At 64.9% G+C, this 13819-nt stretch carries 12 protein-coding genes; 4 read left to right on the forward strand and 8 right to left on the reverse strand.

From position 1 onward, the window contains the following. The first annotated feature begins 35 nt into the window (after positions 1-35). Entirely contained in the window at positions 36-1121 is a 1086-nt protein-coding gene (locus tag OIN59_RS09130; RefSeq protein ID WP_274109438.1) for a phosphotransferase, read from the forward strand. A gap of 54 nt (positions 1122-1175) precedes the next feature. Next, positions 1176-2450 (forward strand): acyl-CoA dehydrogenase family protein, encoded by a 1275-nt coding sequence (locus OIN59_RS09135; protein ID WP_274109440.1) that lies wholly within the window; start codon positions 1176-1178, stop codon positions 2448-2450. Between the two features lie 36 nt (positions 2451-2486). On the opposite strand, the gene OIN59_RS09140 is transcribed toward OIN59_RS09135, so the two are convergent. Next, on the reverse strand, positions 2487-3215 hold the full coding sequence (locus OIN59_RS09140) for a hypothetical protein (protein ID WP_274109442.1): 729 nt from the start codon (positions 3213-3215) through the stop codon (positions 2487-2489). A 238-nt stretch (positions 3216-3453) separates the two neighbouring features. Here OIN59_RS09140 and OIN59_RS09145 point away from each other — a divergent pair, with 238 nt between their 5' ends. After that, positions 3454-4071: a hypothetical protein gene (locus OIN59_RS09145; RefSeq protein WP_274109886.1), complete on the forward strand. Its 618-nt coding sequence runs from the start codon at positions 3454-3456 to the stop codon at positions 4069-4071. A gap of 81 nt (positions 4072-4152) precedes the next feature. Here the strand turns inward: OIN59_RS09145 and OIN59_RS09150 are convergent, their stop codons facing one another. The 3 genes from OIN59_RS09150 to OIN59_RS09160 all read right to left on the reverse strand — a co-directional run bounded on the left by OIN59_RS09150 (position 4153) and on the right by OIN59_RS09160 (position 8750). Further along, entirely contained in the window at positions 4153-5166 is a 1014-nt protein-coding gene (locus OIN59_RS09150) for an asparaginase (protein ID WP_274109444.1), read from the reverse strand. A gap of 20 nt (positions 5167-5186) precedes the next feature. Continuing rightward, a complete protein-coding gene (locus OIN59_RS09155; RefSeq protein WP_274109446.1) occupies positions 5187-7739 on the reverse strand; it encodes a penicillin acylase family protein in 2553 nt (850 codons plus the stop codon). Between the two features lie 81 nt (positions 7740-7820). Beyond that, the gene (locus tag OIN59_RS09160; RefSeq protein ID WP_274109448.1) at positions 7821-8750 is read right to left on the reverse strand and encodes an adenylate/guanylate cyclase domain-containing protein; all 930 of its coding nucleotides are present in this window, start codon (positions 8748-8750) and stop codon (positions 7821-7823) included. Between the two features lie 400 nt (positions 8751-9150). On the opposite strand from OIN59_RS09160, the gene OIN59_RS09165 reads away from it, so the two are divergent. After that, entirely contained in the window at positions 9151-9510 is a 360-nt protein-coding gene (locus OIN59_RS09165; RefSeq protein ID WP_274109450.1) for a hypothetical protein, read from the forward strand. A 70-nt stretch (positions 9511-9580) separates the two neighbouring features. Here the strand turns inward: OIN59_RS09165 and OIN59_RS09170 are convergent, their stop codons facing one another. From OIN59_RS09170 to OIN59_RS09185, 4 genes are all read right to left on the reverse strand, one after another. Beyond that, entirely contained in the window at positions 9581-10564 is a 984-nt protein-coding gene (locus tag OIN59_RS09170; protein WP_274109452.1) for an LD-carboxypeptidase, read from the reverse strand. Between the two features lie 83 nt (positions 10565-10647). Beyond that, positions 10648-12075: a tRNA adenosine(34) deaminase TadA gene (tadA, locus tag OIN59_RS09175; RefSeq protein ID WP_407655076.1), complete on the reverse strand. Its 1428-nt coding sequence runs from the start codon at positions 12073-12075 to the stop codon at positions 10648-10650. A 22-nt stretch (positions 12076-12097) separates the two neighbouring features. Beyond that, a complete protein-coding gene (locus OIN59_RS09180) occupies positions 12098-12349 on the reverse strand; it encodes a hypothetical protein (protein WP_274109456.1) in 252 nt (83 codons plus the stop codon). Positions 12350-12492: 143 nt separating this feature from the next. Beyond that, on the reverse strand, positions 12493-13647 hold the full coding sequence (locus OIN59_RS09185) for a branched-chain amino acid ABC transporter substrate-binding protein (protein WP_407655077.1): 1155 nt from the start codon (positions 13645-13647) through the stop codon (positions 12493-12495). Between the last annotated feature and the right edge of the window lie 172 nt (positions 13648-13819).

The raw sequence follows: 13819 nt of genomic DNA on the forward strand, positions 1-13819 counted from the left end.
AACCACTGACTGCCCGAACCTTCACCCGCCCCTCCATGAGCAACTTTGACCATTTCGTCGGCACCCGCCCTGTTTCCGATCAGCACGCCTTCGACATCGAAACGCTGACTGCATGGCTCTCCAGGAACATGGAGGGCTTTGTGGGCCCGCTGACGGTGGAGATGTTCAAGGGCGGGCAGTCCAATCCCACGTACAAGCTCATCACACCCAGCACCAGCTACGTGATGCGCGCCAAGCCTGGGCCCGTGGCCAAGTTGCTGCCTTCGGCCCACGCCATTGAGCGCGAATTTGCGGTGATGAGCGGCCTGTACGGCACCGATGTACCCGTACCCCGCATGTTTGTGCTGTGCGAGGACGAATCAGTGATCGGGCGCGCCTTCTACGTGATGGAGTGCATGCAGGGGCGTGTGCTGTGGGACCAGTCCCTGCCCGGCATGACGCCGACTGAACGCGGTGACATCTACAACGAGATGAACCGCGTGATCGCAGCGCTGCACACCGTCAAATTTGCAGACAGAGGCCTGGCCAGCTACGGCAAACCCGGCAACTACTTTGACCGCCAGATCGGTCGCTGGAGCAAACAATACGTGGCGTCCATCACGCAGCCCATCGAAGAGATGGACCGCCTGATGGAGTGGCTGCCCGCCAACATGCCCGCCAGCGCAAGGGACGAAGGCCACGTGTCCATCGTGCACGGCGACTACCGCCTGGACAACCTGATGTTCCACCCCACCGAGCCACGCGTGATTGCCGTGCTCGACTGGGAGCTGTCCACGCTGGGGCATCCCCTGGCTGACTTCAGCTACCACTGCATGAGCTGGCACATCCCTGCCTCGCTCGGGCGCGGCATCGCAGGGCTGGACCTGGGCGCGCTGGGCATCCCCGACGAAGACACCTACATCCGTCTGTACTGCGAGCGCACCGGCATTACCACACCCGAAGCCTTGCGTGCGGACTGGAACTTCTACCTCGCCTACAACATGTTCCGCATCGCAGCCATCCTGCAAGGCATTGCCAAGCGGGTGGAGGCAGGCACGGCATCCAGCGCCCAGGCCAAGGCCTCGGGCGACACCGCACGACCCATGGCCCAACTGGCCTGGTCGTTTGCGCAGCGCGGCTGAGCACGCGACGCAACCCCAAGCGCCGCCCCACGATTACCAACGGAGAAGAAACCCATGGACTTTGACTACTCGCCCAAAACCAAGGAACTGCAGGCCAAACTGCTCAAGTTCATGGATGACCACATCTATCCGAACGAGTCTGCCTACAAAGACGAACTGGCCGCCAACACAGCGGCAGGCAAGCGCTGGAGCGCGCTGAACACCATCGAGAACCTCAAGCCCAAGGCCATGTCCGCCGGGCTGTGGAACCTGTTCCTGCCGGTCGATAGCGCTGCGGCTTCGGGCTACGACGGTGCGGGCCTGACCAATCAGGAATACGCGCCGCTGGCCGAAATCATGGGCCGCGTGCCATGGGCCAGCGAAGTGTTCAACTGCTCGGCACCCGACACCGGCAACATGGAAACCATTGCCCGCTACGGCGACGAAGCCAACAAGGCCCGCTGGCTCAAGCCGCTGCTCGAAGGCAAGATCCGCTCGGCCTTTGCGATGACCGAGCCCGATGTGGCGTCGAGCGACGCCACCAACATCGAGACCCGCATTGAACGCCAGGGCGACGAGTACGTGATCAATGGCCGCAAGTGGTGGATCTCCGGCGCGGCCGACCCACGCTGCGCCGTGTTCATCACCATGGGCAAGACCGACCCCGACGCACCCCGCCACTCGCAGCAGAGCATGGTGCTGGTGCCCGCCGACGCCAAGGGCATCACCATCGTCCGCCCGCTCAACGTGCTGGGCTATGACGACGCGCCCCACGGCCACGTCGAGATGACGTTCGAGAACGTGCGCGTGCCCGTCTCCAACATCCTGCTGGGCGAGGGCCGTGGCTTCGAGATCGCCCAAGGCCGCCTGGGCCCCGGACGCATCCACCACTGCATGCGCCTGATCGGCCTGGCCGAACGTGCACTGGAGCTGATGTGCAAGCGCGCGTCGTCGCGCGTCGCATTCGGCAAGACCGTGGCCCAGCAAACCGTGACGCAGGAACGCATTGCCGAGGCCCGTTGCAAGATCGACATGGCCCGCCTGCTGACCCTCAAGGCCGCCTGGCTGATGGACGTGGCTGGCAACAAGGTGGCCAAGACCGAAATCGCGATGATCAAGGTGGTGGCTCCTAGCATGGCCTGCCAGGTCATCGACTGGGCCATGCAGGTGCATGGTGGCGGCGGCATGTCTGACGACTTCCCCCTGGCCTACGCCTACGCCGGTGCGCGCACCCTGCGTTTTGCCGACGGCCCGGACGAAGTGCACCGCAACGCCATTGCCAAGTGGGAGCTGGGCAAGTACGGCACCTACGGCCGCGATGCCGCCGTGCCGGTGACACGCGGCGGCTGACGCGCGCCTGCGCGCATTTACGACGCATCTACGGCGCTACTGCAGCCCTGCTGCGTCCTCCATCTGCGCATCAGCGGGCGGAGGGGGTGGCAGGTTCTGCAGAGCCCCCTGGGCAGCCGCCAAGAGTAGCTGTGTGGCTTGGGCGATTTCCGTGAGGCTGCGCTGCGTGTGCTCCATGCGCAAGTACACCTTGCCACGCACCAACATCAGCAGCAGCGGCGACTGTGCCCGCACCGCGCCACCCTCGCCTTCCACAATGTTGAGCAACTGAGACACGACTGGCGCATGAATCCAGCGCTGAGCTGTCTCTATACGCTCCGCCACCACCGCAAAGTGCTCGCGGAACGAGGCTGGCAGCCCCGGCCAGGCCACCTCTTCATACATGGCCAGCCAACGCATTTCCTCGGGCAAGCTGGCATTCACCGTGGTCTGCAGGGTGTCAGTGATGGCGTTGTAGGCGTTGCCCTCCAGGGACTCCTGCAAGGAGCGGTTGAGCACCATCACCGCCGCATCCGGGTCCACCCCCAGATCAGCGCGCCCTCGCAGCTCCAGGCCATGCACGTAATCGCGTGTGGGGTTGCCACACTCCAGCCGCCACGGGTGACCGTTCAGGTCGCCTCCCAGATCAAAATGCCCGTCCACCGCCTGAGGCACGATCGCCAGGCGCTGGGTGGCCGCCCACTGCACCACCTCCTGGTTGGACACGGGCCGTGCGGCGGTGGGGCCGCCGGGCAGATGCAGCGCTTTTCGGAGACGGTCAAACATGGCGATTCGAAGCCCTGGGCTTCGCGGAAGTCACGGATACAGGCATTATTGTGGGCATTGGCCGCTGCGGCAAACCGGATGAATCCCGCTAAGTCGTTGCCCGCAATCCCCCGAAGGACAACACAACGAGTGCCTGGTGCAGCCAGTCTACGGGTGCACTGGCATCGCACCGCATAGGTGCCATCGGCTGGTGTGACTTTTGGCGCCATGGACAAACCACATGCCCCTCTCCCTCTCGATGGACCGCCGACTCGCCCTCATCGCCGTAGCCTGTGCGCTCGTCACACCACGCTACGCCCTGGCACTGCCCGAAGACGCCTCGGCCCGGGTGCGCCAACTGGTGCGCTGGTCCACCGCAACGGCCGACCACCAGGGCTTGCCATTTGCCGTGATCGACAAACCCGCAGCGCACATCCACGTGTTCTCGGCCCAAGCCCAATGGCTGGGCAGCGCGCCCGTGCTGCTGGGCGCCGCCCCGGGCGACCGCTCTGCGCCCGGCATCGGCACCCGGCCCTTGTCCCACATCCGCCCGCACGAACGCACCACCCCTGCGGGCCGCTTTGTGACCGAGCCCGGCCGCAACCTGCAGGGGGAAGACATTGTGTGGATCGACTACGACGCCGCAGTCTCACTGCACCGGGTGCGCAGCGTGAGTGCCGCAGAACGCCGCCCACAGCGCCTGGCAAGCCCCGGCGCACGCGACAAACGCATCAGCTATGGCTGCGTGAACGCACCCGCAGCGTTTTACGACCAGTTCATCGCACCCTGGTTCGGGCGGACGCCGGGGGTGATTTATGTGCTGCCGGACACCGAGTCATTTGCTATATTTTTTGAAGCAGCCAGCGCATATAAATAGTGCGCTATCGGCCTATTTCGCTTAAAAACCTCTGCCCCGCCCCCAACACGGCGAGACTGCTCCTGGGGCACTCCCGCAGGCTCAAACCGTTGCGCGTTGCAAACGAAAGACAGGCCGACGCCCGCCCACCACCAGCCCCTTGGCATTGCGAATGACTGCGTTTCTGCGCGGTGCCAACGCTTCTCGCTGGGCAGCGTCCAGCCAGCCCAGCTGGTCCATCACCTCCACGGCAGCCGCCACCTGCGCCACCATGTTGCCGTCCATGACCTTGAGAGCAAAGGCCTCGCCACGGCTGCGGCTGCCCACGACCTGCACACCGTCGGCCCCGGTTTTCGAGACCCACTCGCCCCGCCCCACCCGCATGAAATCCAGGTCGTGCCGACCGGTGCCGGAGCCCAGTTCGGGGCGTTGCACCATCGCGTCGGCAAGTGCTGTCAGGCTCTGATCCAGATCGGTGTCTGGCGCCCCACCCGCCAGACGCGCATAGCCCCGCGCGAGATGCGCAAGCGGCATGGCGTAGTTGGGGGCAGAGCAGCCGTCGATGCCCATTGCGAGCTCATCGGGCCCCAACCCCACCGCCTGCGCCACCCGCTCGCGAATGGCCACCTGCAACGGGTGCGCAGGGTCGAGGTGGTTGTCCAGCGGCCACCCCTGCTGCACACAGTGGGCAACAAAACCCGCATGTTTGCCGCTGCAGTTGTTGTGGCGCTCGTCGGGCACAAAGCCGTCTGGCAGCGACCCCAGCCCCAGCTCGGCAAACAGCGGCCGGTGGCAGCCGCAGCGCAGGGCATGGTAGCTCTGCCCTACGCTACCCAACATGCGCTCGACCTCCTGCACATGCATGGGTTCGCCGTTGTGGCTGGCGCACAGCAGGGCCAGTTCACCCGAACCCCAGCCCAGCGCATGGGCCCCGCCGGACTGCATGAACGGCAGGGCCTGAAAAGCCTTGATGGTGGAGCGCGTAAAAGTGACCGTGTACGGGTCGCCCACCTGCGCCAGCACGCGGCCGTTGCGGTCAGCCACCGCCACGGCGCCCCAGTGCTGGCATTCGGCGAGGTCGCCCCGGGTCACCTCGATCAGCGGCACAAAACCCATGGTGACCCTCCAGATCTGCGTTATTGCGCAGCGGGTGCAGGGGCCAGCGTCAGCTCATGCGCCCAGCGCGCGGGCTGGCGCTGCAGCGCGCGGTAGCCGGTCTGCGCCCAGGTGCTGCTCATATCGCGGTAACGCGGCGAAAACACCAGGCCACTTTGTCCGGTCTGGTAGATAAAGCGCGACTGTTCCAGGTCAGCCAGGTCGTACACCGCGCGCAGTGATGCAGCGTGGCGGTTCAAAAACGGCCCCTTGGCCTCGCCCGCGTTGTACTGCCCCACGTTGACGGTGTAGGCGTCGCCATGCGACGGCTCGCTCACGTCAAAAAACCTAGCCAACGCAGGCACGTTGCCAAACGGCCGGTGCACGCTGAGCGCCGGGTGCGCAGCGCCCCAACGCCATTGCGCAGGATCGGCGCCGTAAGCTGCCTGCAGCCGGTCGAGCGCACGGCCCAGGGCTACTGCAGACTGCTCCGAGCACGATGCAGGCTGGCACCACCAGGTGTCGTTGCGCTCCAGGATGCCCTCCAGCGCGGCACGGTAGTCGCGTTTGCCATAGGTGGCGGTAAATCGCGCCTCGCCGATGCGCGGCACGATCAGGCCACGCGCCAGCTCGTCCGTCCAGGCGGCAAACACCAGGGGCGCGGCCTTGCCTGCATCCATCACACCGTCAAAGCCCTTGAGTTGCTCTTGCGCAGCCGCTGCCAGGGGGTGCGACGACGAGGCCTGCTGCAGATAGGGCAGCAGCCTGCGCGCGGCCAGCGAGGTCACATCGCGGTGGATGGCCTGCATGCTCACGGCATCGTGCTTTTCGGTCGCCTCAATGAGCTGCGCAATGCGTTCGTAGCGGTAGGGCAAGGCCCAGTCCTGCGTGAGGTAGTGGGAGTAATCAGGTGCGGTCACACGCTGGTTGGCGGTGGCAATCCAGCCCCGGGCGCCGTTGTCCTCGGGTGTCTGGTCATACGGCAGCCAGCCCTTCCAGTCGTATCGTGCGTCCCAGCCCGGCGAGGGCGCCACGCCACGGATGTCGTTGGCAGCATCGCGCACGGGCGCACGGCCCGCCGCCTTGAAGCGGATGTTGCCTTGGTCGTCAGCCGCCACCACGTTCTGCATCGGCGAGTGGTAGTGCGACAGAGCCTCGAACAACGCGTCCACCGATTTCGCCTGGTTGGTCTGCAGGCCCGCGAGCACGGTCTGGTTGTCCGCATCCAGGGCGCTCCAGCGCAGCGCAACCACGTATTTGCTGAGGTCCAGCACGTCGGCGTGCGACTTCTGCGCGTCGCTCAACACAGGGCCGTGGCGCGTGCTTCGCACCTTCAGTGCCACATCGGCCTGCCCCTTGACGCGGATGGTCTCGGCGCGCACGGTGAACGGCGCCCAGCCCTCGGGCGTGCGGTACTGCGACGCGTCGGCAGGGTTGATCTGCTCCAGGTACAGGTCCTGCACGTCCGGGCCCGTGTTGGTGAAGCCCCAGGCCACTTTGTCGGTACGGCCCAGCACCACAAAAGGCATGCCGGGCAAGGTGGCGCCCACGGCGTCGATCGCCCCCATGGATGTGCCGTCGGAGGCCTTACCCGCCGGTGCCTGCAGGCCCGCAAAGTACCAGATGGCGGGAGCAGACAGGCCCAGGTGTGGATCGTTGGCCAGCAGCGGTTTGCCGCTGACGGTACGGGTGCCAGCCAGCACCCAGTTGTTGCTGCCCTTGCCTTCGTTGGTACCCGCATTGCGTGTCAGCTCTTCCGCCCAGGCCAGCATGCCAGCGCTGATCTGGCGGGACAACGGTCCGTCGCCAAGCACGACAGGCTCGGCACGGTTATCAGCCAGCGCGGCAGCAGCGGGGGCCGCAGCAGAAGCGTTGGCATCGGTGGCACGGTACACCCCCAGTTGCCGGTACAGCGCGGCCAGATCGGCCGAGGCAGCGGGGCGCTCCCCTGGGTACGGTGGCATCAACTGCCACAGGCGTTCGGTATCCAGCGTTTTGGCGATGGACAGCCGCGCAAACTCGTTGCCCCAGTTGCCGCCCAAGTCCAGGGCCATCATCAATGCCCAGCCCACGCTGTCTTCGGGCTCCCACACCGCGCCCGCTACCCCACCCGGCTGAACGCCCAGAATATGAAACTCAGGCGGCAGCGCCTGGGGGCGGTTTTGGTGAAACGCGTGAATCCCCTGGCTGTAGGCCTGCAGGGCCTCTTGGGCATACAACGGCAGGCCTGCATACTGGCGCTTGGCCGTGCCCATGATGTCCAGCGTGCGCATGAGCTTGTCGGTCTCCAGCGTGGCCGGCCCAAACACCTCGGACAGCTCGCCGTGCATCACGCGGCGGTTGAACTCCAACTGCCACGTGCGCTCCTGCGCATGCACATAGCCCATGGCAAACCAGGCGTCTTGCGGGCTTTGTGCGCGAATATGAGTAACGTCAGCGCCATCGCGCTGCACCTGCACGGCCTGGCGCAGGCCCTTCACGACCAGCTTGCCATCCATCGCCGCAAAGCTGCGCTGCACATACACCGCAGCCCCCGTGCCGGCCAACAATGCCGCCACTACCAAACCAACGGCCGTTCGCTTCATCCACGCCATGTCTCGTGTCTCCTGTCTATTGTTCGAAAGTGAAAGGGGGTGGGGACTCGACCTGGCCCCGCCGCGGTGACGGCCGAAGGCTCAACCCAGATGAACGCGGGTCCCTGCGACCTGAAAGTTCATGACCGGGGCACTGGGCTCGGAAAAAGGAACCCCCAACGCAATCTGCCCCATGCCATGCAGGATGCAGGCGTCACGGCGCAACCGCACGGGCGAGTCGCTGCCGTCAAACCGCACCCAGGTGCCAAAGCTGCTCATGTCGGTGAGCACAAAGCCGCTGTTGCGCCAGTCGATGCGCGCATGCAGCCGCGACACGCGGGGATCGTTGATGCACAACTGCGCATGGGTGGCCCGCCCCACGTGCACGGGCGCATCCGACGAGGTAAATGACATGTCTACACCATGCCAAGAAAACTGGATCTGCCCCAGGATGGGATCGGCTGGCGCAAAATTACTGACCAGCGCCGCCTGCATGGTAAGCGAGTCGAGCTCTTCGTTCTCGCGCCATTCCACCTGGTAGAGCATCTGCAACTCGGCCTTGCCACGGATCTCCATGAGGCCGAGCTTGCGGTACCACACGTCAGGGGCCGCCCCTGCCAAGAGCACTGCCGTCTCGGTGGCCCAGATTTCGGCAGGGCCCGCGCGCTCGCACAGGCGGGAGGCCACATTGACGGCATCGCCGTAGCAGTCACCGTCCACATCGACCACATCACCGCTGGCCACGCCCACGCGGATGTCCATGCGCAGCGGCTGCGGCCAACGGTCCAGGCGCGCCTGGTGCTGGCGCAGCATATAGGTGGTGGCGGTCACGGCACTGGCCGCATCGCCAAAAATACACAACACCCCGTCGCCCAGCTTCTTGACCACACGGCCAGCATGCGCCTCGATGGTGTCACTGATCCACTGCGTGACCTGGGTCACCGCCTCGGTGGCGCGCTCGTTGCCGAGCGTTTCGTACAACGAGGTACTGCCCGATAAGTCGGCGAAGACCACCGTTGACAACACACTCATGAACGGTGGCCGATCAGTAACATCATGTGATTCAGTTTAGTGCAAGCTCAACGAAGACGCACCCATCAAAGCGTCAACAATCCTGTACCAAGGCCTTTGCAGGCCGCGCAGGCCACCGCCTGTGGCCCCGCCGCAGGCGATAGCGGCATCGACGTGCTTTGGACGGTATGCCGCACAGGGCGATGACAACGCCCTAAAGCGCGAGCCTCGCAGGGCACCTGCTCACCACGCCGCGCACCGTCAGGCCACCGAAAACATCCGCAGCGAATGCGTAAAAGTTCGCAACAAACGGGGCCATCGTGTTGTCTTTATGCAAAAACAGGAGCGCCGCCCTTGCGTCAATCCTCACTCCCGCTTACTTTGATCAACCCTGTTACAAAAACCGCACTGCCCTCCGCCCATGCGCTGGAACAAGCCCAATCTCCGCAACAACCTGCACGACCTGCTCGGTCGTGACAAGCCGTCGTCGACAGCCTGGGTGCGCGACCAGGGCCTGGAGGAGGTGCGGCGTGCCATGCTGCAAAGCCTGACGGGGCTCAGCGGCTGCGAAGTGGCGCGCATGAGCATGCGCCTGCGCTATGCGGGCGATATCGAGGCGCTGTGGTATCTGCGCAGCGACCTGCTCGATACCCTGATTCCGCTGCGGGGCCAGGCCGTCGCCCAGACCGTGCTGGACAAGGTCACGCCGATGTTCCAAGGTCAGTTGCCGCTATCGTTGCGTGTCCCGCAGATGCCACACGCGCCCCGCGCGCACTTCTGAACCCTGAGGCGGCTGCTCGCGGCGGGCCTGCTTCTTATTCCCGCCACCCAGCCGCGCTCAACCCGCGCACTCAGTGCTGGTGGCCCCAGTAAATCAGCGCATCACGCTCTTCCACCGACAACGACACCGTGGCGCCCACGGGCAGCAGCACTTTGGTTTCGACATGCCCGAAGGGCAGATTGGTCAGCACAGGTGCCTTGATCTGGGTGCGCAACCAGTCCACCACCGACTGCAGCTTGTAGCCCTTGTCGTGTGGCGCCAGCTTGAAGTTGGTGAACTGGCCCAGCACCACGGCCTTTTGCTGGGCCAGCACGCCCGCGTACAACAGCTGGGTCAGCATGCGCTCAATGCGGTAGGGGTGCTCGTGCACATCTTCCACAAACAACACCCCGCCCTTGACCTGCGGGAAATACGGCGTGCCCACCAGCGATGCCAGTACGGCCAGGTTGCCGCCCCACAATGTGGCGCTTTTCACATAGACATTGGGCACGGCGGGCTTGCCGGTGGTGGCATGGGGCTTTTCCTTGTGCATGCGCCAGCCTGTACCTTCGCCATGACCGGTCAGCAGGTCATCAAAGCAGGCGTCCATGATGTCGTCGGGCTCGCCCGCCACGCCAAAATCGGCCCCTAGCGAGGGCCCTGCCCAGGTGGTGGCCCCCGTCTGGGCCAGCACGGCGAGCTGGAAAGCGGTGAAGTCGCTCACACCGACAAAGTGCGTACCCTTTTCGATCGCCTTGGCCACCGCCTTGTAGCGGATGCCCGGCAGGATGCGCGTGAGGCCGTAGCCACCGCGCGATATCAGCGCCACATCGGCGCCGCTGGCCGCTGCACGGTGGATAGCGGCCAAACGGGTAGCGTCATCCCCCGCAAAACGGGTGTGCGTGGCCAGAGCGTCCACGTCTACCTCCACCTCATGGCCCTGGGCCTTGAGCCGGGCGATGCCACGCTTGAAAGCCGCCTTGTCCCGCACGGCGCTGGAAGGCGAGTAAATGTAGATGTGCTTGGGACCGTGGTCGTGGTCGCACTGCGAGTGGTCGTGATGGTGGTCGTGCAAAGCGCTCAGGCCCGCAAGGGGTCTGCTCCGTAAACAAGGGGAAGCCGGGCGCCAAGTGCAGTCAGACGGCGCCAGCGGACAAGTCAGTGCGCGAAGTATTCCACAGCCTGCGCGGCGATGGCCTCGCCATGCTCCTGAACAAAGTGACCTGCATGGGGCAGCACCACCGGCTCGGGGCACCCACGGATGTTTTGTTGCAACGCCCGCATGGTGGGCAGACCCAGCACGGGGTCTTGGGCGCCCACCACCATCAGGCTGCGGCCTTGCCACTGGTGCTGCCAGAAATCGCGGGCCGCACGCGACAGCGCCGCCCCCGCATCATCACACGCTGCGGGGACACGTTCTGGAAATGCGCGCAGCGCGGCCCGGCAACCCTTGTCAGGAAATGGTGCGCCATACGCCGCGCACTCTGCCGTACTCAGGTGCGGATTGCCGCGCGCCAACAGGCGCCCCACCTCATACAGCGGCTTGTCGCGGCACATGGCGCGCCAGTCCACAAAACCCTGGGGCAACGGCGCATCGCCCGTGGCCAGCAGCGTGTTCATCACCAGCAGGCCGCCAAACCGCTCAGGCGTCGCCATGGGCAGCGTAAGGCCCAGGATGCCGCCCCAGTCCTGCACCACCAGCACGACATTGCGCAAGTCCAGCCGCTCGATCAACTCCAGCAACACCTGGCGGTGCCATTCGAACTGGTGCACACCCTCCTTCTTGGGCTTGTCGCTTTTTCCAAAGCCGATCAGATCGGGCGCCACCACGCGGTCGCCCGCTGCGAGAAAGGTAGGCAGCATGCGTCGGTACAAATAGCTCCAGGCCGGGTTGCCATGCAGGCACAGCCAGGTGCGGCGCGCATCGCGGGGGCCTTCGTCCAGATAGTGCAAACGCAGGCCCGCCAGGCTCGGTAGGTCGCTGACGTAGTGAGGAGCCCAAGGGTAGCCCGGCAGGTTGGCAAAAGCCGCATCGGGTGTGCGCAGGGCGTCGTCACGCAAGGGATGGCGGGCCAACGCTTCGGCGCGCTGTTGATGGCGGCGCTGGCGGAAAAAGCCGCTGAGCAGTTCACCGCACTCATCGGCCAGCACCCCGCCCTGCACCTGGGTCTGGTGGTTGATCTCGGCATGGCCAAACAGGTTAAGCACCGAACCAGCCGCCCCCGTCTTGGCGTCTGCAGCGCCATACACCACGCGCGCCAGCCGCGCATGCAACATGGCGCCGCTGCACATGGCACAGGGCTCCAGCGTCACGTACAGGCTGCAGCCGTCGAGCCGATAGTTACCCAGCCGCTGCGCAGCCGCTCGCAGAGCCACGATCTCGGCGTGGGCTGTGGGGTCGTGGCCTTCCACAGGGGCATTGCGGCCGGTGGCGATGACCTGGCCGTCCTTGACTACGATGGCACCCACAGGCACTTCGCCAGCGCCGGCTGCGGCTTGCGCCTCGGCCAAAGCCAGGCGCATCCAGTGCACATCGTGAGCGATATCCACCGCTATATTTTTAATAGCTATTGGCGCATGAGGCATATGCGCTTGTAGCCGATTTGGCTCATTTTTTATCATCCTCGGGCATGGGGCGCGCCTGCTGCATCAGGCCTTCCATCTGCTGCTTGACCTGCTGCTGCATCTGCTGGCTCTGCTCACGCACCGTGCCCGTGGGCGCCGAGGCAGGCCCCACTGCGCCCGTGGCGGTCTGCAACGCTGGCACGGGTGCACGCGTGGCCGCCAACTGCTTCTTGGTCAACAGCCCCACGATGGCGAGCACCACCACCAGCCCAACCAGTCCAAACATTGCACGCATACCTTGGCTCCTTGACAGGCACCGGTGGCCCGCTGGGTTTCTTGCTATGGGGCCTGACTGTAAAGCCAAACCCCGCACGCAAAAACGGCCGCAATGCGCGGCCGTGGAGGCAGGAGTCGCTGAAATAGCGGAGGCGGACGGCCTCAGTTCAGAGCCACGCGGCTGCCGTCCTTGAAGGTGTACAAGGTCACAGCGGGTGTCGTCAGCTCGCCCTTGGCGGTGAAGGCGATGTTGGCGGTCACGCCCTTGTATTCGGTTTTGGCCAAGAACGGCGCAAACACCTTCGGGTCCACCGAATTGGCGCGCTTCATGGCGTCGGCCAGCACCATGGCGGCGTCATAGGCGTAGGGGCTGTAGATCTGGAACTGGCCGGGGAACTTGGCGTCGTAGCGCTTCTTCCAGTCGGCGCCGCCCTGCATCTTGTCCACCGACGCACCGCCCGTGGCGCAGGTCACGTTCTTCAGCGCGGGGGTCTTGCCCGACAGCTCGGGCAGCTTTTCGGTGCACAGCGCGTCGCCGCCGAAGAACTTCACATTACCCAGGCCCAGCTGCTCCATCTGGCGCAGCATGGGGCCGGCCTGGGCATCCAGGCCGCCGTAGAAGATGGCGTCGGGCTTCTTGTTCTTGATGGCGGTGAGGATGGCCATGAAATCGGTGGCCTTGTCGTTGGTGAACTCCTCGGCCACCACTTTCAGGCCTTTTTGTTGCGCCGTGGCCTTGAAGACCGAGGCCACGCCTTGGCCGTAGGCCGTGCGGTCGTCAATGATGGCCACGCTCTTGAGCTTGAGGTGGTCCGCACCAAACAAGGCCAGCGCAGCGCCCAGCGCGTTGTCGTTGGCGATCAGACGGAAGGTGGTCTTGTGGCCGGGCTTGGTCAGGTCGGGGTTGGACGCCGAGGCCGTGATGTGCGGCAGGTCGCACTTGGCATAGACCGCCGAGGCCGGGATGGACGTACCCGACTGCAGGTGCCCCACCACGCCAGCCACCTTCTGGTCGCACAGCTTCTGGGCCACAGCGGTGGCCTGGCGAGGGTCGCCTGCATCGTCTTCCGCTGCAATTTCAAACTTGATCTTCTTGCCGCCGATCACGAGGTTCTGGGCGTTCAGGTCGTCGATGGCCAGGCGCACACCGTTTTCAGTGTCCTTGCCAATGTGGGCAATGCCGCCCGACACGGGGCCCGCATGGGCAATCTTGACGGATTGCAGGTCCTGGGCAGACGCCAGGCTGGCCGCCAGCGCAATGGTGGTCAGGGCAGAAATTCGGAACAGGGGCAAAGAAGCAAAAGCGGGGCGCAGCACGGTACGGTGTCTCCTGGGTCAGTCAAAGCAGCTGGTTGTGCACCGATCTTGTACACAACAACCCCACATCCTAGCCACCCCAGCGCCAATACTCCCTAGCTGCTAAGTAAACTTAGTAATTTGCCCCACCATTAACCGCGCTAATAAAACCGGGGCCTGACGCCCTGCAGGA

Source organism: Acidovorax benzenivorans (assembly GCF_028680575.1).
In the GTDB taxonomy this organism is placed as follows: Bacteria; Pseudomonadota; Gammaproteobacteria; order Burkholderiales; family Burkholderiaceae_C; genus Acidovorax; species Acidovorax benzenivorans.

Excerpts from the sequence above, each read along its gene's own strand:
- OIN59_RS09160 (WP_274109448.1), bottom strand. The coding sequence starts at position 8,750 with ATGAGTGTGTTGTCAACGGTGGTCTTCGCCGACTTATCGGGCAGTACC.
- tadA (WP_407655076.1), bottom strand. The coding sequence starts at position 12,075 with ATGCCTCATGCGCCAATAGCTATTAAAAATATAGCGGTGGATATCGCT.
- OIN59_RS09165 (WP_274109450.1), top strand. The coding sequence starts at position 9,151 with ATGCGCTGGAACAAGCCCAATCTCCGCAACAACCTGCACGACCTGCTC.
- OIN59_RS09150 (WP_274109444.1), bottom strand. The coding sequence starts at position 5,166 with ATGGGTTTTGTGCCGCTGATCGAGGTGACCCGGGGCGACCTCGCCGAA.
- OIN59_RS09145 (WP_274109886.1), top strand. The coding sequence starts at position 3,454 with ATGGACCGCCGACTCGCCCTCATCGCCGTAGCCTGTGCGCTCGTCACA.
- OIN59_RS09155 (WP_274109446.1), bottom strand. The coding sequence starts at position 7,739 with ATGGCGTGGATGAAGCGAACGGCCGTTGGTTTGGTAGTGGCGGCATTG.
- OIN59_RS09135 (WP_274109440.1), top strand. The coding sequence starts at position 1,176 with ATGGACTTTGACTACTCGCCCAAAACCAAGGAACTGCAGGCCAAACTG.
- OIN59_RS09140 (WP_274109442.1), bottom strand. The coding sequence starts at position 3,215 with ATGTTTGACCGTCTCCGAAAAGCGCTGCATCTGCCCGGCGGCCCCACC.
- OIN59_RS09130 (WP_274109438.1), top strand. The coding sequence starts at position 36 with ATGAGCAACTTTGACCATTTCGTCGGCACCCGCCCTGTTTCCGATCAG.
- OIN59_RS09180 (WP_274109456.1), bottom strand. The coding sequence starts at position 12,349 with ATGCGTGCAATGTTTGGACTGGTTGGGCTGGTGGTGGTGCTCGCCATC.